This is a genomic window from Peptostreptococcus russellii (genome assembly GCF_900110295.1).
Taxonomy (GTDB): Bacteria; Bacillota; Clostridia; order Peptostreptococcales; family Peptostreptococcaceae; genus Peptostreptococcus; species Peptostreptococcus russellii_A.
Map to the genome: position 1 here is coordinate 19,786 of NZ_FODF01000006.1, position 26,355 is coordinate 46,140.

The window sequence follows — 26,355 nt, forward strand, 5'->3', positions numbered from 1 at the left end:
AAAATGCGTCATGTAATTATTTGGAGGTACAATATGGAGGAAATAAAGATTGTGTGTGACAGTCTATCAGACATCACGCAGGAATATATAGATAAATATGATATAGAAGTTATTCCATTAAATGTAATAATAGATGATGTGGAGTATAAAGATAGAGTAACTATAACAACAGAAGAGTTCTATAGAAGAATTAGAGAAGAAAAAGCAATGCCAAAAACTTCTCAGATTACATACGCAGATTATTACAAGGTATTTGATAAGTATACTAAAGAAGGAAAGAAAATACTATATATATCTGCAGCGTCAACAGCTACTGGTACTATGCAAAGTGCAATAATGGCAAAAGAAGATGTAGAAGATGGAGATATAAGAATAGTAGATTCTAACAATCTTTGTTATGGAATAGCAATTCTTGTAATAAGAGCAGCAGAGTTAAGAGAAGAAGGAAAAACTCTTTATGAAATTACAGAAGAAATAGAAAAAATTAAAAATGATGCCTATGTAACTTTTTCGTGTGACGATCTTGAGTACCTAAAAAGAGGTGGTAGAATATCTAGCACCAAAGCGATGATAGGTACAGTACTTAATATCAAGCCAATATGCGTAATCAATGATGGAATAGTAGATAATGTTGCTAATGCAAGAGGAAAGAAAAATGTTGCAGCCAAATTAATTGATGTAGCAAAAGAAAATGGAGTAACAGATTTAAGCGATCAAACTGTATTTATAGGCTATACAGATGATTTGAAGGAAAGAGACAGATTAGAAGAAAAATTAAGAGAAGAACTAAAGCCAAAGGAAGTAAAATACTTCATGGTGGGTTGTGGAATTGGTACACACGGTGGACCAGGAATAACAGGATTTATATGTTTTAAAAATAAATAAATAGAAATTATAAAATACAAGGCTTCAGCAATTTTTGCTGGGGCTTTTTTTATTTAGTAAAAATGCAATTTACATTAAAAAAGAAGATAAAAATATATAGTTTTGCCATAAAAACCATAATAAAAAACTTAAAATTAAGTGTAGAATATAAGTTATTATATAGAATTTAGTTAGATATAAATATGTATTTTAATAATTTTATGAATTGTATTGACAATATTATTAATTAATAATATACTACAAATTATAGTAGTAACTTTAAGGGAGTACTATTGTTAAATAAATAGTCAACAAAAAAATCTTGGCTTTTAGTTTGAAAGTATAGATGAATAGATGAGTATGTATGTTAGAAAATTTTTGAAATATCTATAAATATATATATGTGTATATACATAAAATGAATTTTATGATAATATAATATATATTATTTATATTAGAAGAAAATAATAAAAATTGTATAATGATTATCTTAGCATCTAGAAAATTACAGAGTGCTGATTTAATTATCTATACAAGAATATATAAATAATAAGGAGGGTATTAATATGCCACATATTTCAGTAAAAATGTTTCCAGGGAGAGACGAAAAGACAAAGAAGGATTTAGCAGATAAGCTTCATGAATTAGCAGTTAAGGAGTTAGCTTGTCCAGAGGGTGCAGTATCAGTTTCAGTGGAAGATATAGAAAAAGAAAAATGGAATGAAGAAGTACTGGAAAAAATAGACGAAAATGATATGCTAGTAAAGCCCAATTATTAAATTGGCTTGATATAAAATCTAATAGATTTTAGCTAGAAAATAAAACAAGCAATAAGATCTACATAAGCAATGGCGATGATAATTTATCATCGCCATTGTGCTTTTATCTATATTGTTTTCAATAAATCGATTAAATAGTCCCAAATCATTCCAATAGAACTTATTTCAGCATATTCATCTGGGGAATGAACATCAAAAATATTAGGACCGATTGAAATTGCTTCAGCTTTATGATTTAGTTTATTGAGAAGAATTCCGCTTTCCAAACCACAGTGCATTACTGCAACTTCAGGTTTTTTAGAGAACTTCTTTTCATAAGCATCAATAGCAATTTTTTCAAGTTTTGAATTAGGATTGTATTCCCAAGCTTCGTATTCAGCACCAAATTCAATAGACGCATTGAATATTTCTGCCAACATAGCTAACTTTGATTTAAGCAATTCTTTTTCTGATTTCATTGAACTTCTAGTCATATTTATAAAATCTATTCTAGTATTTGATTCTCTTACTACTGCAAAGTTAGTAGAAGTTTGAACTGTTCCTTCAAGTGAATTAGACATAGAAATTACTCCGTCTGGGATAAGGTTCAAAAGTCTTATTATTTTTTTCTTACAGTCATTTGAGAAAACTTTGAAATCTGCAGGAGCTGATCTTCTTAGACTAACCTTTAAATTAGGATCGACACTGTAAATTTCCTTGTGAGCTTTTGCAGCTGTTTTTTGAATTTCTCTTACAACCTTTTCAAGGTCTTTGTCGCTTACAGAAATTACAGCTTCAGCACTTCTAGGTATTACATTTCTCTTGGAACCTCCATTTACGTAGAAAAGGTCAAAATCGTGAGTAATTGAGTTTAGAAGCCTACCCATTATTACATTTGCGTTACCTCTTTGTTTGTCGATATCCATTCCTGAATGTCCACCTAAAAGACCGTGAATGTTAATTTCAAGAGCAACATTTTTTGTATTAGCTGGCTTGTACTCCTTTTTTAGTGAGATAGTTGAATCAACTGCCCCAGCACATCCTGTTAATATGCAATAGTCTTCCTCTGAATCCAAATTGACAACATACTCTGACTTCAATGAAGAAAGATCCATATTGTTGACTCCTATAAGGCCAAACTCTTCGCTTGTTGTAAGTACACACTCAAGATTTGGGTGAATAATATCCTTTGACTCGAGTATTGACATAATATATGCGACACCGATTCCGTTATCTGCACCAAGAGTTGTGTCTCTTGCTGTAATAATATCACCATCGATAATTAAATCAATAGGGTCTTTTTCAAAGTCATGATCAGAATTCTCTGTTGATTCTGTAACCATATCTATATGTGCCTGAAGCATAACCGTACAACCATCAGGTCTGCCGTTAGTAGCTGCTTTCTTTATAATAAGGTTATAATTACTATCCTGAAAAACCTTAAGATCAAGGTCTTCAGCAAATTTCTTTATATAATCACTGACCTGTTTTTCATTTCCGGAAGCTCTTGGAATTCTCGATATGTCTTCAAAATTCTTGAAAACTCTGCTTGGTGTAAGTCCTTCTGTTATGTAGTCCATTTTTAACACCTCCTTGAAGATAAATTTTTGTATAATTGCATATAAATATCTATACAATTATATTATAACATGATTAGAGGAAATTATTTAAAAAATTTCAAATAAAATCAGAATTATCCTACAATATAGTATAAATTTAAATTAATTTTACAATATTTAATAGGACGATATAGAGATAGAATATATGTAATCAAATATTTATGATATAATAGTGAGTGTGCAAAATTTCAAGATTGAAATTTGTAAAAGATTTATTTTTTCTTTCTAATAAAAAGAGAGTTAGAAAGAAAAGTGATAATTATTAGTAAAAATTAGTTAGTAAGAAATTTAATTTCTAGTTTTAGATATAGATTTATGGAAGGAGATATATACTGAGTTTTATGAACGAAAAATACTACAATGTTTTGGAAATAAACAAGGTAATTGAAATGTTGAAGTCTAAGGCATCTTCTGAGCTGGGACTTTCAATTATAGAAAAATTAAGTCCTTCTTCTAATTTTGATGAGGTTGAAAATGCATTAAAAGAAACAACGGAAGCACAATCAATTCTTATTAAGAGGGGGCATGTTCCTTTACAGGGAATATATAATATAACAGATCAAGTTAAAAGAGCAGATATAGGTGCTACTTTAGATGCAAGAAATCTTTTGAAGATAGCAGATACAATGAGAGCTACAAGGGTAATCTCCAATGTATTAAGTGGAGATATAAAGGTAGAAACATTTGGAAATGCAGCCAACTCTGTTTCAGAAGAAGATGATGAGGATATAGTAAAGTATCCTATAGTGCAGTCTCTTGCAAATTCTCTTTATATACATAGAGATATAGAAGAAGAAATATACAATGCTATAGTAAGTGAACTAGAGATAGCAGACTCTGCATCAAGTGAACTTAGAAGCATAAGAAAGAGGATTATACAGAAGAATCAACTTATTAGATCAAAGTTAAATTCAATAATTTCATCTACAACTTATCAGAAGTATCTTCAGGATGCTATTATTTCTATGAGAGGTGATAGATTTGTTGTTCCAGTAAAGGCTGAGTACAGATCTATGTTTTCAGGGATTATTCACGATCAATCGTCTTCAGGAGCTACATTATTTATAGAGCCGATGTCAATAGTAGAGATGAATAATGATTTAAGACAATTAAAGCTTCAAGAGCTTGAAGAAATAGAAAGGATTCTAGCAGAACTTTCTGCAAGAGTTGGAGAAGTAAGTAGAGAATTGATATCTAATCAGGATATACTTGCAAAGATAGATTTTATATTTGCAAAGGGAAAACTTTCCCTTCAAATGAAGGCAATAGAGCCTAGACTAAATAGAAAACAAAGCTTTAAAATAGTAGAAGGAAGGCATCCACTACTAGATAGAAGTACGGTCGTTCCCAATACAGTATATTTAGGTGAGGACTTTACGACTCTTCTAATTACAGGACCGAATACAGGTGGTAAGACAGTTACAATCAAAATGGTTGGTATATTTGCTCTTATGACACAATGTGGACTACATATTCCAGCAGATTATGGAAGCAGTATGTGCGTATTTGATAGCATATTTGCAGATATTGGTGATGATCAGAGTATAGAGCAAAGTCTTTCAACATTCTCATCACATATGACTAGAATAGTAGGTATTTTAGAAAATGTAACAGAAAATTCTCTAGTAATATTTGACGAATTGGGAGCTGGAACAGATCCAGAAGAAGGTGCAGCTCTTGCAATAGCAATACTAGAAGATATAAAGTCTGCAGGGGCATCTTGTATAGCTACTACTCACTATAGTGAACTTAAAAAATATGCATTGGCAAAAAAAGATGTAGAAAATGCTGCAGTTGAATTTGATATGGAGAAATTATCTCCTACATACAAACTTTTAATTGGAGTACCAGGAAAGTCAAATGCCTTTGAGATTTCAAAGAAATTAGGGCTTTCAGACTATGTAATTAACAATGCAAGAAATTTCCTTGAAAATGATAATATAGAAATAGAAGAAATTCTTCAAAATGTAGAAAAAAGTAGATTGAAAACAGAGGAAGAACTGAAAAAGGCAGAGGAGATGAGAGCTGAAATTGAAAATATGAAAAATGAGTATCAAGAAAAAGTAATGAAGCTTGAAAACTCCAAGCAAAAAATCATGGATAATGCTAGAAGTGAAGCTTTTTCTGTTATTAGACAGGCAAAAGAATCTACAGATAAGATGATAAAAGAACTTAGAAAGCTAGAGATGGAAAAGGCATCTAAGGACAAGGATAGAAGAATAGAGAAAATAAGAAGAGAAATAGGGCAGTCAATGGGCAAACTTCAACCGAGTGTTGAAAGTATGGTAGTTCCTAAATTTGCTTCAAAAGAAATCAAAAACCTTAAAGCAGGTGAGGACGTAAGAATCATTACTCTTAATCAAGAGGGAACGGTTATTTCAGTAGACAATAAAAAGAAAGAAGCTGTTGTTCAGGTTGGAATAATGAAGATGACTTTACCATTTAAATCTCTGAAGAGAATAGAAAAGAAAGAAGATAGTCATGTTACAAGAACTACAAGAAAAGTAATAAGATCCAAGTCAGGAAATGTTACAAGAGAAGTAGATCTAAGAGGGCTTAATCTAGAAGAAGCTATAATGAAGGTTGAAAAATATCTTGATGATGCTTGTATGGCAGGTCATGATGAAGTAACTATAATTCATGGTATTGGTACAGGTGTTCTAAGAAGAGGTATTAAAGAATGGCTAAAGAAAAACCCTCACGTTAAGTCTATGAGAGATGGACAGTACGGTGAAGGTGGAATCGGAGTTACAATAGTAAAGGTTAAATAAGATTTTAAAAGTATTGTAGATTTACAAAGTAAGTCTACAATACTTATTTTATATAGAGCTATATTGTATTTTCAATATTATATATAGCATATTTATAAATAGATATATTTGGAAAAGAGTAAGGAGGTATTATCTTATGAAAAAGAAAAAAATCGGAGTTTCTGCTTGCCTTTTAGGAATAGATTGTAAGTATAATGGAAAAAATAATAAAAATGAAAGTGTACTAGAATATGTAAAAGATATGGAATGTATTGAAATATGTCCTGAATCTTATGGGGGACTTCCAACTCCAAGGGTGCCATCAGAAATAGAAGAAGGCAAAAGCGGTGAAGATTTCATCAAAGATAAAGAAAACTTTCACGTTTATTCAAAAGAAGCTGTAGATGTTACAGATGAATTTATAAGAGGAGCTAAAATAGCTCTAGAAAAGTTAAAAAGCAATGGGGTGGAAGAAGTTATTATGAAGGAATCCAGTCCATCTTGTGGTGTGAATAAAATTTATGCAGGAAAGTTTGATGGAAATAAAAAAAATGGTATGGGTGTAACAGCGGCTTTGTTTAAGGAAAATGGAATAAAAATGTTAAGTGAAAAAGATATTGAATCGGGAAATAACTTTTAGCTAGAAAAGACATATAAAAAACAAAGAACGTATTGAAAAAAATCCGTAAATATTATAATATAATATATTAGGTATAGTATTATAATGTATTATTGTGTCCATTTTTAAGAAAGGCGCTTAAATGGCGCAAAACAGCGATTTTAACTATTTGATAGAATCGGATAGTTTGATATAGATTTTTTAAAGAACAGATGAAAATAGATAATTTACAGGAGGCAAGTTATGGCAGATTTTAAGCAGATTATAGCTGAGAGTATCAAGACAAAAGTTGAAGATATGTCAGTTGAAGAGATAAAAACTCTTTTAGAAGTACCACCAAATAAAGAAATGGGAGATTATGCATTTCCATGTTTCAAGCTAGCAAAGATATTTAGAAAAGCTCCAAATCTTATAGCAGAAGAAATAGCAGGAGAATTAGAAGCAAAAGATGGAATTACAAAGATAATCAATTTAGGTGGATATGTAAATTTCTTTGTAAGTAAGGAAGATTTAGCAAAGAAGGTTATAAGTCAGATTCTTGATGAAAAAGAAAACTATGGTAAGAGCGATTTTGGTGGAGGAAAGAATGTTGTAATAGATTATTCTTCACCTAATATAGCAAAACCATTCCATATAGGTCATATAAGAACGACAGTTATAGGTAATGCCCTATATAAGATATATGATTCTCAGGGATATAATGTAATAAGAATTAACCATCTTGGAGACTACGGAACACAGTTCGGTAAATTAATAGTAGCCTATAAGTTATGGGGAAATAAGGAAGCCGTAGAAGCTAATCCTATTAAGGAACTTTTAAAACTATATGTAAGATTCCACGAAGAAGCTGAAAAGAAGCCAGAAATGGAAGACGAAGCAAGAGCTTGGTTTACAAAGTTAGAAAATGGAGATCAAGAAGCTAAGGATTTATGGCAGTGGTTTAGAGATGAAAGTTTGAAGGAATTCCAGAGAGTATATGATCTACTTGATATAGAGTTTGATTCATATGCAGGTGAAAGTTTCTATTCAGACAAGATGCCAGCAGTAATTGAAGAGTTAAAGGAAAAAGGACTTCTTGAAGAATCTCAGGGAACAAATATAGTAGACCTAGAAGATAAGAAATTGCCACCAGCTTTGATTCAGAAAAATGACGGCTCAACTCTTTATATGACAAGAGACCTTGCAGCTGCAATATATAGAAAGAAAACATATGATTTTGCAAAAGCTATATATGTTGTTGGTTCTCAGCAGGAACTTCATTTCAAGCAGTTATTTAGTGTAATTGAAAAGATGGGATATGAATGGTACAAGGATATGGTACACGTTCAGTTCGGTATGGTAGCTCTTGAAGAAGGGACTATGTCAACTAGAAAGGGAAGAGTAGTATTCCTAGAAGATGTTTTAAGACAGGCAATAGAAAAAACTAAGGAAATAATAATAGAAAAAAATCCTGAAGCAGGCGATGTAGACCAAATAGCAAAGGAAGTAGGAGTTGGAGCTGTAGTATTCCAAGAACTATCTAACAGCAGAATAAAAGATTATACTTTCTCATGGAATAGAACTTTAAGCTTTGAAGGAGAAACTGGACCATATGTACAGTATACTCATGCTAGATGTTGTGCAGTTAAGAGAAAGGCAAATGAAGAAATTACGGCTGATATAAATTATGATCTATTAAGTAATGAAGATGCAGCGGATGTAATTAAGGTTCTTGAAACTTTCAACAAGTCAATAACATTAGCTATGACAAAGAATGAGCCTCATATAGTAACAAGATTTGTGCTTGATCTTGCTCAAGCATTTAACAAGTTCTATCACAACAGTCCAATACTAGTAGATGACAAGGAACTTAGAAGAGCAAGACTTGCTTTAGTTGAGTGTACTAGACAGACAATAGAAAACTCACTAGCATTATTAGGAATGCATGCTCCTGAAAAGATGTAGTAGAGTATTTTTATAACTATAAATAAGCAATAAATTTAAAAGATATTTAATACCTAAGAGTATTTTGTAAAACTTTTTGTAAAAATGTATAACGTCGACGGTAAAATATTCAATTACATTAATTTGAATAAGATTACAGTCGGCGTTATTTTTATTAATTTTGTATAAATATGCTTAGCTTGTTATAGATAGACTTTTAGAGTAAAATATAATGTAAGAGAAAATAAAGAGGTGTGGAAATGAATTTAGATAAAGAATCTTATAAAATAGATGAAAAACTTAAAAAAGCATATATAAATTCTTTTAATAAGGTAAGTGATGAAATATACTATCTTATAATTATTGCCACAAAGATATTGAGGTATGACTTTGAAAAAAGAACGGTAGAAGCGGATATTGATAGACTATATGATGAATTTGTATATTTTAAATATTATAGTGAAATGAGTAAAGATTATTTACTTAATTTTTTTATGCCTTTAATTCTTGCAAGTAGGAATTTTGAAGGATATGAATCTACAGTCAAGGACTTATCCGAAAAGTTGTGCAAATTTTATGGATTTGAGTCTAAAAAGTATGAGTATACAATTGATGTATTTTGTTATGACATAATAATAAGAAATCTTCTTATTGGAAATAAAGATATGCTAGATATTTTAAATAAAATAAAAGATGAAATTATTGATTTTAATCCATATAAAGAAAGTAAGATAGACAATGTAAAATTTCAAATGGCAAAAATAAAATATATAGAATTAGTACATAAGTGCATAGATAGCTATGAAATTGAAGAAAACTATGGTGTATATGAGAGTAGTATAGAGATAATAGATATATTACAATATGTATTTAATGAAGATTCTTTTGCAACTTATAGTAAAAAGGATGATTCTGGTTGCAAAAGTGTCTATAACCTTTTGTCAGCTTTTGTAAAAGACTTAGAAATAATAGATAATAGCAAGGAAAATTTAGAAGAAGTTTATTATATAAATATGAAAAGTAATATTTATAAAGATTTTATTAAGGCTATGGCTAATCATCTTTTGAGAGTAAGGTATGGCAAAGTAAGTATTGGAAAATACAATTTGAAGTCATCACCTAAAGACTTTTTAAAAAGAGAACTTGGAGAAGCATTTTCAGATCCAATTTTAAGTATGGTGAAAGTTCAATCGAGAGAAGTAGTAGATGAAAATAGCGAAAGAAAAATTGTGTTAAAGCTATCGACAAAAACGGGAGAATATAAATTTGAGTACAAAATAATAGATAATTCCTAAGATGATAGACATATAAGATGAAATAAATTTGAATGGAGAGATTATGAAGGTATTATTAACTACGCTAAATTCAAAGTTTATACACACGAATTTGGCAATTAGATATATAAGAGAATATTCTAGATATCTTGAAGGAGATGACTATAAACTTTTTATGAAGGAATATACTATTAACAATAGTATAGACTTTATCATGAAGGATATTTATAAAATGGATCCAGATTTAATAGTTTTTTCTGTATATATATGGAATGTAGAGGATATAGCAAGGCTTTGTGAAAATATCAAAAAAGTAAAAGCAAATGTAAAGATTGCATTAGGTGGTCCAGAAGTAAGCTATGATTATATTAGCGCTATGAAAAAATATCCTTTTGTTGATTATATTTTATATGGTGAGGGAGAAGTAATTTATAGGGATTTAATACTTAGACTTCTAGGAAAAATGCAAATAGAAGATGTTCGTGGTATATGTCACAGAGAAAGTGGAGAAATTGTAGCTAATGAAGCAATGCCCTTAATTGCTAATATGGATGAGATTCCAAGTCCCTATGAAAATATAGACAAAAGTGAATATGAAAATAAGATCGTATACTTTGAATCATCTAGAGGCTGTCCTTTTAACTGTCAGTATTGTCTTTCATCGGCAATTAAAGGTTTGAGATATTTTAGTGTTCCTAGAATAAAAAGAGATTTAAAAAATCTAATAGATGCGAGAGTTTCACAAATTAAGTTTATAGATAGAACTTTCAATGCCAATAGAGAGATTGCAAAAGATGTAATGAACTTTTTAATGGAGAATGATAATGGATATACAAGTTATCATTTTGAAGTAACGGCACATTTAATAGATGATGATATGCTGGAGTTTTTGAAGAATTGTAAGGCAGGACTCTTTCAATTTGAAATAGGTGTTCAGTCGACTAATGAAAGAACTCTTGAAGCTGTAGGAAGAAAAGATGATTTTAAAAGATTAACTAAGGTTGTAAATACAATATCATCTTATAGAAATATACATCAACATTTGGATCTTATTGCAGGACTTCCATATGAGGGTTATGAGAGATTTTCCTATTCTTTTGATGATGTATTCAACTTAAAGTCAGAATGTTTACAGCTGGGTTTTCTAAAGATGATAAAGGGAACTGGAATAAGAGATAGGTCTGATGAACACGATTATAAATATAAGGACTATCCACCATATGAAATTCTTTCAAATAAATATATTTCATATGGCGAAATTTTGAAACTTAAAGATATAGAAGAAATATTAGAGACATACTATAATTCTGCTAATTTTATTTTATCGACTAATTTTGTAATTGAAAGATATTATGATAGACCCTTCAAGTTTTTTGAAGACTTTGCAGAATTCTTTGATAGAAATGCTTATTTTGATGTATCTAATGGTAAAAATAGACTTTATGAAATATTCTTGGAATTTTTTGATGAAGTTGTTCTTAAAAAGAAAATAAAAAAATCTTTAGAAAAAGAAGAAACTTTAGATGAAAATAGCAATTCAGTTGAAAGTATCTTGGAATTGGAAATTTTTAGAGATGTTTTGAAGTTTGACTATCTTTCATTGGGAAGAAGTGCTTCTATACCAACATTCTTTAATAGAATAGAGGTAAATGACTTCAAGAATAGGGGACACCAATTTTTAAAAAATGAAGAAAATCAAAGAAAGTACACTCCAGAGCATTTAGGGGAATTTGCTAAGAATATTATTAGATATGTACAATTTGAAGAGTTTAGATTTAATGTAATAGATTTGAAAAAAGATATAAACTCTACAATAAGAGAGGAAGAAAATACCGTCTTATTTTATTATGATATTGATAAAATATTTGAAAAATCAAAGGCATACAAGGTGAAAATATAGTATTCTTAAAAGTATTATATAGAAAGATAATACATTAAAAGAAAATTATTTTACAAAAAATAAATATAGCTAGAATATATGTTAATAAAGTATACTAGATATAAATAAAATATGTAAAAGAGTAGTTATTAGAGATGATTTGCTGTATAATAATATATTCTAAGTAAAAAATAACCTGTTTGAATAAGAAGGAAAAATATTGTTTTTGAAAGAAAATAAATAAATGTAAAAAAAAATGTTACAGTTTTGAGATCATTGGGTATAATAGTAGTATCCAATTTTCATTTAATGTATTTTTAATATTAATTGAAGGAAGGAAGATTTATGAAAAGCAGAATAGAAAAATATATATTAGAGAAATCAGAAGAGCTGGTTTTTATTACAATTAATGAAGATAGTGAACTTTCTCTTGATGGATATACAGTACCAAAAGAAGGTTTAAAGGCTCCTATGAAAAGCGATGTTCTAGTGAAGAATATCAAGGAGAATACAGCCCACGAATCATTAAATATGATGTCTATGGTGGATGCCATGCTTTATATGCAGGGAATAGACTCAAACTTTGTTTACAATGATGAATATGATAAATTTATCGATGCCTTTGAAAAAAAGCTAGATTTCGATAGATTCCCGTATCTTGGATATATGTCAAGTCAAAGTTACCAGAATGGTGAAGTTACAGATGCACTTGTATATATAAAATCTTTTTTAAGAAAAGATTCCGAAGATATTATGGCACTTTATCAGTATTCTATTATCTGTCAAGAACTTGCACTAAGATATCAAAAAGATGGAAATCAAGAAGGAATGAATGATTTTCTTATGGAGGCGCTTTATGCCCTTGAACATATTTTGGATATAGACGATAAATTTGCTCTTGCATATTATCAATTAGGTTTTCATTATTCTAATCAGAATCAGTATGTAAAAGCAAATTATGTATGGAATAGAGCTTTGGATTTAGGATTAGATGCTGATTTAGCAGCTGAGCTTCAAGAAAATATTGGCAATATAAGCTTTAAGGTTGAATATGAAGAAGGTTATAATCTTGTATTTCAGGGAAAGGCTGAGGAAGGTTTAAAGAAATTACTTCCCCTTGAAGATGAAAATCCAGATTGGTGGAATCTTCTATTTATCATAAGTTTAGCCTATAAATCATTAGGTGAAATTGGAGAAGCAATAAAATACTTAGAAAAAATACTTATAATAAGACCAACGCAGGTCGATACTTTGGTTGAAATGGCACTTTGTTTGGCAGAACAAGGAAATCTAAATGGAGCTATAGAATATTTAACTAAGGCTTCAAAGATAAGAAAAGATGATCCAGAAATACTATGTAATCTAGGTATGGCATATTTAAACAATGGAAATTATGATGATGCCAAATATTATATAGAAAGAGCATATGAAATCGACCCTATGGACGAGGTAACAATAGCCTGTATGGGACAGCTGTAGAGAATAATTTAGGTAATTTTAATAGCAGAAAATACCTACACAAATAGCAAATTAGTAAATTTTTATACACAAGCTACAGAAGTACTGTCAGAGTTTTGTCCTCGGTCTGTTATAAGTGGAAAAGAGGTAAATTCGTTATGAATTCATTAGGATTATCGAGTAGCATTAATTTTGCTATGGTATTCACAGAAGGATTAGTATCGTTTTTCTCACCCTGCGTAATACCGTTAATACCACTATATATGGGGTATTTAGCCGGTGGTGCTAAGGAAAAAGATGCGGATGGAACTATAAAATACGAAAGAAAAACAGTACTGCTTCATACGATATTCTTTATACTTGGAATATCTGTAGCATTTTTCATATTAGGTCTTGGTTTCTCATCATTAGGATCAGTTTTGAAGGAATATAGAGATGTCCTTTCAAAAGTTGGTGGAGCAATAATTATAATACTTGGTTTAAACCAACTTGGACTATTTAAGATAAAATTTCTAAACAAGCAATTTAGAATGACTAGCAAGGCTTCAACTAAGAAAATGAATCCTCTAGTAGCATTTGTAATGGGATTTGGATTTAGCTTTGCATGGACACCTTGCGTAGGTCCAGCTCTCGCATCAGTATTGATACTTGCATCAAATGCTAAGAGTGTTTTAGAAGGCAATCTTCTTGTAGTTGTTTACATACTAGGATTTTTAATTCCTTTTGTACTTTTGGGATTATTTACAGGAGAAACTCTAAACTTTATAAAGAAAAATCCTAAAATAATGAATGAAATAGTAAAGTTAGGAGCTGTAATACTTATTGTTATGGGTGCAATGCTTATGTTTGGAACTTTGGATAAGTTTGAAGCAAAGCTGTCTGGAGCTTCTTCTACACAAGAAAGTATAGAAGCCCAAACCGATGAATCCAGTAAGGAAAAAGAGGCAAAAGAAACTGAGGATAGTAGTCAATCAGAAGATGGTGATCCATCTCAAGATGAAAGGCAGATGATGTTGCCAATAGAACTTAAAGATCAAAATGGAAACACAGTCAATATTGAAAAGGACTTTAAGGGAAAGGTAGTATTTCTTAATTTCTTTGCAACATGGTGTCCACCTTGTAAGCAAGAGATACCAGATATTGAAAAGTTATATGAAGATAACGGATTTAATAAGAATGATGTAGCGGTAGTAGCTGTTGCCTCTCCTGGACAAGGTAGAGAGCAAGATGAAGCTGGTGTAAAGAAATTTATAGATGAAATGGGAATAAAGTACCCTGTTTTGATGGATACAACAGGTGAAGTATTTGGAAAGTATCAAGTATATTCACTTCCTACAACATTTTTAATAGATAAAGAAGGAAAGATATATGGATATGTAACAGGTGGAATTACAAGAGATGTAATGGATAAGGCTGTTAATGAGACTAAGAATTTGAAGTAATATATCTTTATTAGATTTAAAAACTGTCGGTCAATGACCGGCAGTTTTTTTATGATACTTTTTAAAAGTTATAGTTTGAATAACTTGTTTTATTTTGAGATTAAAATTTGAATTACAGATAAAAATTACAATTAATTAATAATAATTATCAAAAATATGTTGACATTGTGAAAACAGCTTGCTATAATTAAGATAAATAGTTAATGATAATTAATATCAATAAGAAAAGGAAAGAATTTATAAAGATATTTTTCTATTTATATATTTTTCCTTTGAAATTATCAATAACTATAGTGCAATTATTAAAAGGTGGTGACTATATGACAAATGCAAAATTTGAAAATACATTGGCGACGTTTTGTTCTCCAGTATTGTTTGGAAAGAAGGTTTCAAATCTTGTTTCTGTATTTAAGAAAGAAATTCCAGAGGTTGCTTTTTTGGTAGATGAATACAATAAAAAGTTTAAATCACATGGAATAAAAATAGAAAATATATGTGAGTGTGAAAAAAGAATTTTGCTTCTTGTTTATAGTGAGGATAATTTGTTAAAGCATTTGAAAGAAAAAAATGTTTCAGATATACTTTCTAGCTATGGATATATAGAGTCAGATGATTTAAATGAATATTTTCATATTCTAAAAATGAGAATGGCTAAGGAAGAATTTCCTCATGAAATAGGTTTGTTTTTAGGATACCCACTTTCAGATGTAAAGGGCTTTATAGACAATAATGGAAGGAACTATCAATATTGTGGATATTGGAAGGTTTATGAAAATATCAATGAAGCAAAAGAGATGTTCTCGACATATGATAAATTGAAGGCTTTTACAGTTGCAGAGTTAGAATGTGGTAGAAAACTGGACAGCATAGTTGCCCAGTTTCAAAATAAATGCATAGCATAGGAGGAAAAATTAATGAAAAAGATAGGAGTATTTTATTGGAGTGGAACTGGAAATACAGAGGCAATGGCAAATGCAATAGCTTCTGGAATTTCTAAGGAAGGTGTAGAGTTTGATTTAGTAAATATTTCAGAATCTACTAAAGATGTGGGAGATTATGAATCATTAATTTTTGGTTGCCCTTCAATGGGAAATGAAGAACTTGAAGAATCAGAGTTTGCTCCATTTTTTGATCAAGTAGAATCGATGCTTTCAGGTAAGAATGTTGCCCTATTTGGATCTTATGGATGGGGAGATGGAGAATGGATGAGAACTTGGCAAGATAGAGTGAGTTCTGCAGGAGCTAACCTATTTGAAGGAGAAGGTCTTATCGTAAACGAAACTCCTGACGATGAAGCAATAGCAAGATGTGAAGAATTTGCATCTTCATTTGCAAAGCTTTAAATAATAAAAGATTAATATATAAGTTTTAAAATTTAAATCTAGGAAAAATTATCGAACTATTTTATGTTTTTTTGATTTTTAAAGATATATTAAAAACATTAATAAACGAGCATAATCTTTCATACTAAACTCTATGTATGGAAAAATAGAGAATAAAAATAAATTGAGAGATAAGATAATATTAAATAAGTTAGTAAGTTGAGATTAATTTTTAGTTTGTCCCTTATAATTAAATAACTCAAATACAAAAAAGACCTGAAAAGGTCTTTTTTTTTAGAACATAACTTAATAAATAAAAAATAAGCTAATAGAAGTTATAAAAGAGCTATCAAAATGTATCAAAAGAAATAAATATTTTTTCAAGGGGTGTTGATTTATAATTAATTAAGATCTTGGGTTAAAAATAAGTTCAACTTATTTATTGACTATTCTTTTGAAATATTATATACTATTAGTAGCATTAAAAGAAATAATGTTCGTTATATTACGAATGATATTTAAATAAAAGAAAATAAATAACTAGTTTACAGATTTTTATTTTGTCAGATCAATAAATGAAGAGTTTGATGTTGAGTCGAATAGGTCTGTATTGTTAATGTAGGAGGTTAAAATGGGATTTAAATCAGATATTGAAATTGCACAGGAAGCAAAAGCAGAGGATATAAGAGAAATAGCAAAAAAGATAGGTTTAACAGAAGATGATATTGAATTATACGGAAAGTATAAAGCAAAAATAGATTACAATGTTTTGGATAGAATTCCTAATAGAAAAGGAAAACTAATATTAACAACTGCAATTAATCCAACTCCAGCTGGAGAAGGAAAGACTACTACTTCAATAGGAGTAGCAGATGCTCTTAACCGTCTTGGTAAAAATGTTATTACTGCACTTAGAGAGCCATCTATGGGACCAGTTTTCGGAATCAAGGGTGGAGCTGCAGGTGGAGGATATGCTCAGGTAATACCTATGGAAGACATTAATCTTCACTTTACAGGCGATATGCATGCAATAGGAGCAGCTAATAACTTACTTGCAGCTATGCTTGACAATCACATTCATCAGGGAAATTCTTTGAATATAAATCCAAAGAGAGTAACTTGGAGAAGATGTGTTGATATGAATGACAGACAACTTAGAAATATAGTAGATGGACTTGGGAAAAAAGTAGACGGTGTAACTAGAGAAGATGGATTTGATATTACTGTTGCATCTGAGATTATGGCTACTTTCTGTCTATCAAATAATATAGCAGAATTAAAGGAAAAATTAGGCGATATAGTAGTGGCATACACATATGATTCAAAGCCTATTACAGCAAGAGATTTAAAGGCTAATGGTGCTATGGCAGCTATTCTTAAGGACGCTCTTAAACCAAACCTTGTTCAAACTCTTGAAAAAACTCCAGCTATAATTCACGGTGGACCATTTGCCAATATTGCTCATGGATGTAACTCTATAATAGCTACAAAGATGGCTATGCACATGAGTGATTATGTAGTTACAGAGGCTGGATTTGGTGCAGACCTTGGTGCTGAAAAGTTCTTGGATATCAAGTGCAGAAAAGCTGGTATAAAGCCTGATGCAGTAATTATAGTAGCTACTGTAAGAGCATTAAAATACAATGGTGGAGTAGCTAAAGATCAGCTAAATGAAGAAAACTTAGAAGCTCTTGAAAAAGGACTTCCAAACCTTCTAAAACATATAGAAAATATTACAGAAGTATACAAGTTACCGGCAGTAGTTGCAATTAATAGATTCCCAATGGATACTGAAGCTGAATTAGAACTAATAGAAAAGAAGTGTAATGAATTGGGAGTAAATGTTGCCTTATCTGAAGTTTGGGCAAAAGGCGGCGAAGGTGGAGAAGAAGTAGCAAAAGAAGTCTTAAAGTTAATAGAAGAAGGCGAAAACAACTTCACATACTGCTATGAAGAAGAGGAGTCAATTGAAGAAAAATTAAATTCAATAGCAACTAAGATATATGGTGCTGATGGAGTAGAATATACTAATGATGCTAAAAAGCAGATTAAGGAATTAGAAGATTTAGGTTTTGGAAATCTCCCTATATGCGTTGCTAAAACTCAGTATTCCTTATCAGATGACCAAACAAAGCTTGGTAGACCAACAGGCTTCAAAATAGGTGTAAGAGACCTTACAGTGTCTGCTGGTGCAGGATTTATAGTAGCTCTTACAGGTGCTATTATGAAAATGCCTGGACTTCCAAAGAAGCCTGCAGCTGAAAGAATAGATGTAGACGAATTTGGAAAAATATCAGGATTATTTTAATAGTTAAAATAAAATTTTAAGTATAATAAAAAGGGAAGTCATTTGAATTACATTGACTTCCCTTTATTTTTTTATACACTTAACTTTCTCATCTCTTCAATTTTTTTTGAAATAATGATATACTATAAATCATGATGATTTTAAATAGGAGGAAAAAATAGTGACAAAATATGTAGATATGAGCATGACAAAATTTGCAGAGGAACTTGCCTCTAAAAAATCTATGCCAGGTGGTGGAAGTGTTGCTGCATATGCTTTAACATTGTCAAACTCTTTGGCATCAATGGTTGCAAACTTTACAACAGGAAAAAAGAAGTATGCAGAGTTTGAAGAAGATATTCAAAATATACTTGAAAAAACAAGACTTATTTCTAAAAAGGCAATAGCAATGGTAGATGAAGATGCTGAAGCTTTTCTTCCACTTGCAGCAGTATACAAAATGCCAGCAGAAAGTGAGGAAGAAAAAAGAAGTAAGGATATAGAAATGCAAAAATGTCTAAAAAATGCCGCTATAGTTCCAATGAATTTATTAAGGCTTTCTTTAGAAGTTCTTGATTTACATGAAGAATTGTTGATAAAAGGATCGAAAATGTTGATAAGTGACGTTGGAGTTGGAGTGCAGATGTTGAAAGCATCAGCATTAAGTGCCAAATTAAATGTATTAATCAACATAAAGGATATAAAAGACTGTGAATTTGTGGATAAGATGTCTTCAGAAATGGATAGACTAATAGAAGAAATCACAGAGAGGTGCGATAAAATATATGGGGGAGTGTTGGAAGATGTTAGATAATAAGTTATTAAGAGGAAAAATAGTTGCAGATACTATTACAGAAAGAGCCATAGAAGATGTTAAATATATAAAATCAAATGGTATAAAACCCCTTCTTGCAATGCTTAAAGTTGGTCATAAATTTGATGATGAAGCATATGAAAGAGCAGCGAAAAAAAGATGTTCTAAGTGTGATATAGAAACTAGAGTTGTAGAACTTGATGAAAATTGTACTCAAGAGGAATATATAGAAGCTCTTGAAAGTTTGAACAAGGATAGCTCAGTTCATGGAATTTTGTGTTTTAGACCTCTTCCAAAGCATATAGATGAAGAAATCATTGAAAAGATAATAGATCCTCAAAAGGATGTAGATTGTTTTTCTCCCATGAATATGGCAAAGGTAATGTTTGGAGATGATGCAGCTTATCCACCATGTACAGCTATGGGGGTAGTAGAAATTCTAAAATATTATAATATTGATTTAAGAGGGAAAAAGATAGCTGTTTTAGGGAGATCATTAGTAGTAGGAAAGCCATTATCTATTCTACTTATAAATAGAGATGCCACTGTTACAGTTTGCCATTCTAAGACAAAGAATATTGAGGAAATAACTAAAAACAGCGATATTATCGTTTCATGTATGGGACGTGCCAAAATGATAGATAAGAAGTTTATAAACGATAAATCAATAGTTATAGATGTTGGAATCAACTTCGATGATGAAGGAAATATGTGTGGTGACGTAGATATGGACTCAGTAATAGATACTGTAGCTCAAATAACACCAGTTCCAGGTGGAGTAGGATCAGTTACAACTTCAGTTCTTATTTCACATCTTGTGAAAGCATGTAAGAATATTAATAATCTTTAAAGAATGTTTTATACAGATTTATGTGTATGTAAATTAAAATCATTTACATAAAATAAACCATCTATAAAGTTTAATTATATAGTTATTTAGCTTGACTATAATTTTAGCCAAGCCTTATTTTAGGAGGTAGTATGAATAAAAAGAATATTTTTTCATGGTTGAAAAACGACAAAGATGAAAATGTGTTAAATATTCTCGGCACTACCGATGGGCTGAAATACAAGATGATAGGGTATTCACTTATAGTAGGTATTTTAAGTGGAGCAACTATAGTCTTATATAGGATTTTGGGCGAATTTTTATTAAAAAGATTTGAAGTAATATATCGCTTTGTAAGTGGTAAGCCTTTGTATGTAATAGGAGTTTTCGTCCTTCTTATACTAATGTCTTTATTTGTAACATACTGTGTAAAAAAAGAACCTAATATTTCTGGTTCTGGGATACCACAGGTTGAAGGGATAATCACTAGAAGAATAGAGACAGATTGGAAAAAAGTATTAATTTATAAGTTTGTCGGTGGTATTATGTGTCTGGCAGCAGGGCTATCTGTAGGTAGAGAAGGTCCTTCAGTTCAGATGGGTGCTGCTATAGGCGAGGGAATATCAAAAAAAGCAAATCAAATGGATTATGAGCATAAATATCTAATAACAAGTGGTGCATCTGCTGGTCTTGCAGCAGCATTCAATGCTCCTCTAGCTGGAGTTATGTTTGCCCTAGAAGAAGTTCATAAGAATTTTTCACCGATTGTTTTGATGTCAGCAATGGTATCGGCAGTTACAGCAGATGTAATTACAAAGGCATTTTTGGGTATCAATCCATCTCTTAGATTTGCAATGTTGAACAAGATGCCTATAAAATATTATTGGTCATTAGTAATTCTAGGAATATTGGTAGGTCTAAGCAGTTATGTATTTAATAATGGAATTTTAAAAACGAAGCACTTATACAGAGATCTTCCTATAAAAAAAGAATTTAAAATAATGATACCTTTTGTATGTTCAGGAATAGTAGGAATGACTTTACCTGTTCTTGTAGGTGGAGGGCATTCTCTTATTATGAGTATGGAATCTCTTCATATAAGCATATTTATGATGCTCTTGTTATTTGTAATAAAATATCTTTTTACATTTATATCATTTGGCTCAGGAGTTCCAGGGGGGATATTTTTTCCACTTCTTGCAATAGGATCTATAATAGGTGCTATATTTGGAATGATATGTATTAGATATCTTGGAGTACCAGCTGAGTACCTTATAAACTTTGCTATTCTAGCAATGGCGGGTCACTTTGCAGCAATAGTAAAGGCTCCGATAACAGGTATTATACTTATATTTGAAATGACAGGTTCATTTGAACAACTTTTACCATTATCAGTGGTAGTTTTTATAGCTCTTTTAACATCAGATTTATTAGGGGTAAATCCTGTATATGATGATCTTTTAGAGGATATTTTGAGTCAAAGTCATGAGGAATACAAGGGTAAAGAAAATAAAAAGACTCTTGTTGAACTTGTAGTTCACCTAGGTAGTGATATAGAAGGCAAATATATATCTGAGGTTGAATGGCCTCAAAACTGTCTTGTAGTTTCTATATATAGAGGCGAAAAAGAGATAATTCCTAGAGGTAATACGAGGATTCTAGAAGGAGATCTACTTCTTATAATGGTCAATCAGACAGAATCATCTAGAATGTTAGATTATTTCTCGGGGATGATATCCTGCACAAGTAAAAAATTAGGAAAAGAAAAAGTAAAGTCATAATAAAATTATAATATAATTTTGATAACTATGCCCGTACAGATTTGTAAATTGTACGGGCATATCTATTTATGGTAAAATAGGTATTGTGGCAAATTTATAATAATATATAAAAATAAATGCCTATATTGATATTGGAGGGAGGATATATTTTGGAGTTAAATAAGAATCAAAAGATGGCTGTAGAACATCTTGATGGACCATGTCTTGTTTTGGCAGGACCAGGCTCTGGAAAGACAAGGGTAATTGCAGATAGAATTATATATATGATAGAAAATTGTAATGTAGCTCCTAGGAGAATATTAGCAATTAGTTTTACTAAGGCATCCTCTATTGATATGAAGAAAAGAACTATGAGTCTTTCAAATAATGAACAAATAAAGAAAGTAAACTTTGGAACATTCCATTCCTCTTTTTTTAGGATTTTAAGAAGATACAGTGGAGTTAAACTTGAAGATTTAATATCTGAAGTAGATAGATTCAAACTTATAAAAAGTATACTAAAACACTTGAAAATAAGTAATTATAGTGATGATGACGTATCGGATGTTTTGTCGGAAATTTCTTTGGTGAAAAATGAAATGATGAAATCAAGTGATTTCGAGTCTCAAACATTTTCTCAAAGTGAGTTTCAAGATATTTTTAGACTATACGAAAAGGCTAAAAATGCTGCAAATAAAATAGATTTTGACGATATGTTGATACTTACATATATTTTGCTTAAAAAAAGTCCAGAGGTACTTAATATTGTAAGACAGGTTTATAAATATATACTAATTGATGAATTTCAAGATATAAATAGGGTTCAGTTTGAAGTAATAAAACTAATAGCCGAACCTTCAAATAATGTTTTTGCAGTAGGAGATGAAGATCAAAGTATATATGGATTTAGAGGGGCAAGACCAGATTTTATGATGGATTTTGAAAAGTATTTTGAATCTGCCAAGTGTATAGTTTTAGATGTAAACTATAGATCTAGAAAAAATATAGTTCAATTGTCTCAGAATCTTATAAAGAATAATAAAAATAGACATGAAAAGAATATAAATTCTAATCGCAGCGAAAGTGGTGAAATAAGATACATCTATCCCAAGGATACAGATGATGAAGCTAATATTATTGCCAAGGAAATAAAATCCTTAGTTGAATCTGAAAATATAAGGGAAGAAAAGAAATCTAGTAACAATGAAAAAAAATTATTTGAATACAGTGATTTTGCGGTAATATATAGGACTAATAGGCAGGCTAGAGCCTTTGTAGATGTATTTATGGACAATAGAATACCATTTGTTCTCAAGGACTCTGCAAGGAGTATATATGATCATTGGGTAAGTCAGGATATTATTTCATATTTAAGAATCGCAGCTAATATAGGCAATAATGAAGATTGGTCAAGAATAATAAATAAACCTTTTAGATATATATCTAAAAGTGCAGTAAGTAGTGCTTTAAAGTCTGATGATTTTTTTCAAAGTCTTATGGATAATTCTGATATAAAAGATTTTCAAAAAAAAAATCTTGAAGAACTCTATGATGATTTGCAGTATGTAAGAAGCCTTGCACCAGAATATGGAATTTCTTATATAAGATCTACTTTAGACTATGATAGATATATACTTGAATATTGCCATGAAAGAAAGATAAAGGCAAAGCAAATAGTAGAAATTTTAGACGAACTTGAAACTTCTGCCAAATCATACAAAAGTATATTTGACTATTTTAAGCATATAGAGAATGTAAGAGAAGAAATAAAAAAGAGAACAGAGAAGAAAACTACTTCAATGGACAATATAGAAACAGATGGTGTGGTTTTGACTACAATGCATAGTGCCAAGGGGCTGGAGTTTAAAAATGTATATGTAGCAGGTGTCAATGATAGTGTAATACCATTTATACCTTCAGATGAAGAAAAGCCAAAAGATAGTAATTATGAAGAAGAAAGAAGGCTTCTTTATGTGGGAATTACTAGGGCAAAGGACAATATAGTTATCAGTGCCCCTTCAAAGAGATTTGGTAAAAGTATAGCCAAATCGAGATTTTTAAAAGAATTGGATAAATCTATAAATAATAGAGCATCTGATAGCTCTAAAAAATAAAGTAATTAGAGTGTTTTCTAAGTTTAAAAAAATACATAATAATAAAGACTAAGGAGGGATATAAGACCTCCTTATTTTTATAATAAATTAAATGAAAAAAACTTTAAACTTAATATAGTAAAAGAATAGAAATTTAAAAACCATTGTGCTATTATTTGATTGTAGGTATAATTTTACAAATATTTAAATAAATAGTCGGAGGTGCGTTATGAAGAAGAAATTATCTATGATTTTAACATCGCTACTTCTAGTAGTTTCTTTAGTTGGCTGTTCTGCTGATAAAAAAGCAGAAGCTCCTAAGGAAGCTGAAGTTGTAGCAAAGGTAGCTGCTTTGAAAGGTCCTACAAGTATGGGTATGGTGAAAATGATGAAAGAAGCCAAAGAGGACGAAAAAGATAAAGATGACAAGGATAAGGATTATGAATTTACTATAGCTAATTCAGTAGATGAAATTGTTCCTAAAATAGTCAACAAAGAATTTGATATAGCAGCGGTTCCATCAAATGTAGCATCTGTATTATACAACAAGACAGAAGGCAATGTAGATACTTTAGCAATTAATACTTTAGGTATACTTTATATAGTTGAAAATGGAAATACTATAAAGAGTATAGATGATTTAAAGGGAAAGCATATATATTCAAGTGGTAAGGGAGCTACTCCACAATATGCCCTTGACTATATACTTAAAGGAAATGGAATAGATCCAGAAAAAGATGTAAAGGTAGAATATAAGTCTGAACATACAGAAGTTCTTTCTGCACTTATGAATGACAAAAATGCAATAGCAGTTCTTCCACAACCATTTGTAACAGTAGCTCAGTCAAAGGATAAGAATCTAAGTGTAGCCATTGATTTGAATGAAGAATGGGATAAACTAAATAAAGATTCAAAGGATAAGAGCAAGATGATTACAGGTGTAGTTGTAGTAAGAAAGGATTTTGCAGATAAATATCCTGAAAAAGTAAAGGACTTTATGGAAGAATACAAGGAATCAATAGAGTTTACCAATGAAGATATAGATGAGGCTGCCAAGCTAATTGGAGAATACAATATTGTTCCAGAAGCTATAGCTAAGAAGGCAATACCACATTGCAATATTAAATATATAGCTGGCAATGAAATGAAAAGCAGTTTAAGTGCCTATTTAAAGGTACTATATGATGCAAATCCTAAGTCAATAGGAGGAAAGATGCCAGGTGAAGATTTCTACTATGTTCAAAAAAATTAGCAAATATAACATTTTAGCTATATTCTTTTGGCTAGGGCTTTGGCAATTACTTAGTATGAAATTAGGTCAGGAGATACTTTTAGTATCTCCTGTTTCTGCAATAAAAAGACTTTTGGAGCTATCTCAAGAAAGTTTTTTCTGGATAAGTATAAAGAATTCATTTATAAGAGTTAGTATGGGATTTTTATTAGGTCTTATTCTAGGAAGTATCTTTGCTGTAATTGCAACTGTAAAAAATTCTTTTAGGATATTACTTGAACCCCTTATGCAGACTATACAGGCAGTACCAGTGGTTTCATTTATAATTCTATGTTTGATATGGGTATCTTCTGAAAATCTTTCAGTTTTAATATCATTTATGATGTGCCTGCCAATAATTTATAGAAATATATTAATCGGTATAAGGGGAATACCTAAAGAACTTGAAGAAATGGCAAAAGTATTTAGGGTAAAAAAAATAAAGAAAATAAGATATATTTATCTTTCAGAGCTATCTCCCTATATTAAATCGGCTTGCAATATTGCCATAGGTTTGTGTTGGAAGTCAGGTATGGCAGCAGAGGTAATAGCCATGCCTAGAAATTCAATAGGAGAAAATCTTTATCAGTCAAAAGTATATTTAAATACAGCAGATTTATTTGCATGGACAATTACAGTAGTAATTTTGAGTATTTTATTTAAGACTGTCGTGATAAAGCTTTTAGACAAATTATTGAATAGATTAGAAATAAGCAGCTAAGGTGGTAGTTTATGAATATAGAGTTTAAAAATGTAGGTAAAAAATTTGGCAAAGAAGAAGTTCTTAAAAACTTTAATTATAGCTTTGAAGACGGTAAAGCTAGCTTTTTGATGGGACCTTCTGGAATAGGAAAATCAACTATTGTAAGAATTATTTTGGGATTAGAAAAAGATTATTCTGGTCAAGTTAAAGGTTTGGAAAAAAGAAAAATAAGTGCAGTCTTTCAAGATGATAGCCTGTGTAAAAATCTAAGTGTATTTTTGAATATTAAAATAGTTTCAGACAATATTAGTCAAAAAGAGATTGTAAAGAAGTTATCTGAGATGGGACTAGAAGATCTGGCAAATAAAAGGGTAAGAGAGTTAAGTGGTGGACAGAAAAGAAGAGTAGCTATTTTAAGAGCTTTGTCAGTAGACTTTGATACTCTAGTAATGGATGAGCCATTTAAGGGATTGGATTCTGAAAATAAAAAGAAAGTAATGGACATTGTAATAGAGGCTAGCAAGGGAAAAAGTCTAATAATCGTAAGCCATGATATAGAGGAATATAGGTATTTTAAAAGAGCTAGAGAAATAAATCTTTTGGATATGAAAGAATATAAAAATCTTGATATATAGTAGACAAAATAGCCGATGGCTAAATTAATAGAAAAAATAAGAATTGTCTAACTTTT

Annotated in this window: 20 protein-coding genes; 19 read left to right on the top strand and 1 reads right to left on the bottom strand. The window is 30.5% G+C overall.

Annotated elements, in window-relative coordinates; genetic code table 11:
• Positions 1–33 precede the first annotated feature (33 nt).
• Positions 34–885 (top strand): DegV family protein, encoded by an 852-nt coding sequence (locus tag BMY82_RS04845; protein WP_091975255.1) that lies wholly within the window; start codon positions 34–36, stop codon positions 883–885.
• A gap of 545 nt (positions 886–1,430) precedes the next feature.
• Positions 1,431–1,643, top strand: a complete 213-nt coding sequence (locus BMY82_RS04850) for a tautomerase family protein (RefSeq protein ID WP_091975258.1) — start codon at positions 1,431–1,433, stop codon at positions 1,641–1,643.
• 107 nt (positions 1,644–1,750) lie between these two features.
• Here the strand turns inward: BMY82_RS04850 and pepD are convergent, their stop codons facing one another.
• Complete coding sequence (gene pepD, locus BMY82_RS04855) at positions 1,751–3,202, bottom strand: beta-Ala-His dipeptidase (RefSeq protein WP_091975260.1); 1,452 nt, start codon at positions 3,200–3,202, stop codon at positions 1,751–1,753.
• Positions 3,203–3,582: 380 nt separating this feature from the next.
• Here pepD and BMY82_RS04860 point away from each other — a divergent pair, with 380 nt between their 5' ends.
• The 17 genes from BMY82_RS04860 (at position 3,583) to BMY82_RS04940 (ending at position 26,299) form a co-directional block, all read left to right on the top strand.
• Positions 3,583–6,012, top strand: a complete 2,430-nt coding sequence (locus BMY82_RS04860) for an endonuclease MutS2 (protein ID WP_091975262.1) — start codon at positions 3,583–3,585, stop codon at positions 6,010–6,012.
• 136 nt (positions 6,013–6,148) lie between these two features.
• Positions 6,149–6,631, top strand: coding sequence for a 2-thiouracil desulfurase family protein (locus BMY82_RS04865; protein ID WP_091975274.1), 483 nt, complete (start codon positions 6,149–6,151; stop codon positions 6,629–6,631).
• 222 nt (positions 6,632–6,853) lie between these two features.
• Positions 6,854–8,554: an arginine--tRNA ligase gene (argS, locus tag BMY82_RS04870; RefSeq protein WP_091975276.1), complete on the top strand. Its 1,701-nt coding sequence runs from the start codon at positions 6,854–6,856 to the stop codon at positions 8,552–8,554.
• A gap of 239 nt (positions 8,555–8,793) precedes the next feature.
• Positions 8,794–9,828 (top strand): hypothetical protein, encoded by a 1,035-nt coding sequence (locus BMY82_RS04875; protein ID WP_091975278.1) that lies wholly within the window; start codon positions 8,794–8,796, stop codon positions 9,826–9,828.
• A 43-nt stretch (positions 9,829–9,871) separates the two neighbouring features.
• Positions 9,872–11,707, top strand: coding sequence for a B12-binding domain-containing radical SAM protein (locus BMY82_RS04880; protein ID WP_091975280.1), 1,836 nt, complete (start codon positions 9,872–9,874; stop codon positions 11,705–11,707).
• Between the two features lie 324 nt (positions 11,708–12,031).
• The gene (locus tag BMY82_RS04885; protein WP_091975283.1) at positions 12,032–13,165 is read left to right on the top strand and encodes a tetratricopeptide repeat protein; all 1,134 of its coding nucleotides are present in this window, start codon (positions 12,032–12,034) and stop codon (positions 13,163–13,165) included.
• Between the two features lie 137 nt (positions 13,166–13,302).
• Complete coding sequence (locus tag BMY82_RS04890; protein WP_091975285.1) at positions 13,303–14,586, top strand: redoxin domain-containing protein; 1,284 nt, start codon at positions 13,303–13,305, stop codon at positions 14,584–14,586.
• Between the two features lie 320 nt (positions 14,587–14,906).
• On the top strand, positions 14,907–15,488 hold the full coding sequence (locus tag BMY82_RS04895; protein WP_091975287.1) for a DUF3793 family protein: 582 nt from the start codon (positions 14,907–14,909) through the stop codon (positions 15,486–15,488).
• A 12-nt stretch (positions 15,489–15,500) separates the two neighbouring features.
• Entirely contained in the window at positions 15,501–15,929 is a 429-nt protein-coding gene (locus tag BMY82_RS04900) for a flavodoxin (RefSeq protein ID WP_091975289.1), read from the top strand.
• A 610-nt stretch (positions 15,930–16,539) separates the two neighbouring features.
• A complete protein-coding gene (locus BMY82_RS04905) occupies positions 16,540–18,216 on the top strand; it encodes a formate--tetrahydrofolate ligase (RefSeq protein ID WP_091975291.1) in 1,677 nt (558 codons plus the stop codon).
• A gap of 160 nt (positions 18,217–18,376) precedes the next feature.
• Positions 18,377–19,009 (top strand): cyclodeaminase/cyclohydrolase family protein, encoded by a 633-nt coding sequence (locus BMY82_RS04910; protein ID WP_242938917.1) that lies wholly within the window; start codon positions 18,377–18,379, stop codon positions 19,007–19,009.
• Entirely contained in the window at positions 18,999–19,859 is an 861-nt protein-coding gene (locus BMY82_RS04915) for a bifunctional 5,10-methylenetetrahydrofolate dehydrogenase/5,10-methenyltetrahydrofolate cyclohydrolase (protein ID WP_091975293.1), read from the top strand. The genes BMY82_RS04910 and BMY82_RS04915 overlap by 11 nt, the downstream gene beginning before the upstream one ends.
• A gap of 131 nt (positions 19,860–19,990) precedes the next feature.
• A complete protein-coding gene (locus tag BMY82_RS04920; RefSeq protein ID WP_180366735.1) occupies positions 19,991–21,619 on the top strand; it encodes a ClC family H(+)/Cl(-) exchange transporter in 1,629 nt (542 codons plus the stop codon).
• A 149-nt stretch (positions 21,620–21,768) separates the two neighbouring features.
• The gene (locus tag BMY82_RS04925) at positions 21,769–23,712 is read left to right on the top strand and encodes an ATP-dependent helicase (RefSeq protein WP_242938918.1); all 1,944 of its coding nucleotides are present in this window, start codon (positions 21,769–21,771) and stop codon (positions 23,710–23,712) included.
• 208 nt (positions 23,713–23,920) lie between these two features.
• Complete coding sequence (locus tag BMY82_RS04930; protein ID WP_091975295.1) at positions 23,921–24,943, top strand: ABC transporter substrate-binding protein; 1,023 nt, start codon at positions 23,921–23,923, stop codon at positions 24,941–24,943.
• 55 nt (positions 24,944–24,998) lie between these two features.
• Positions 24,999–25,682 (top strand): ABC transporter permease, encoded by a 684-nt coding sequence (locus BMY82_RS04935; protein ID WP_242938919.1) that lies wholly within the window; start codon positions 24,999–25,001, stop codon positions 25,680–25,682.
• A gap of 11 nt (positions 25,683–25,693) precedes the next feature.
• A complete protein-coding gene (locus BMY82_RS04940) occupies positions 25,694–26,299 on the top strand; it encodes an ATP-binding cassette domain-containing protein (RefSeq protein WP_091975298.1) in 606 nt (201 codons plus the stop codon).
• Positions 26,300–26,355: the final 56 nt, after the last annotated feature.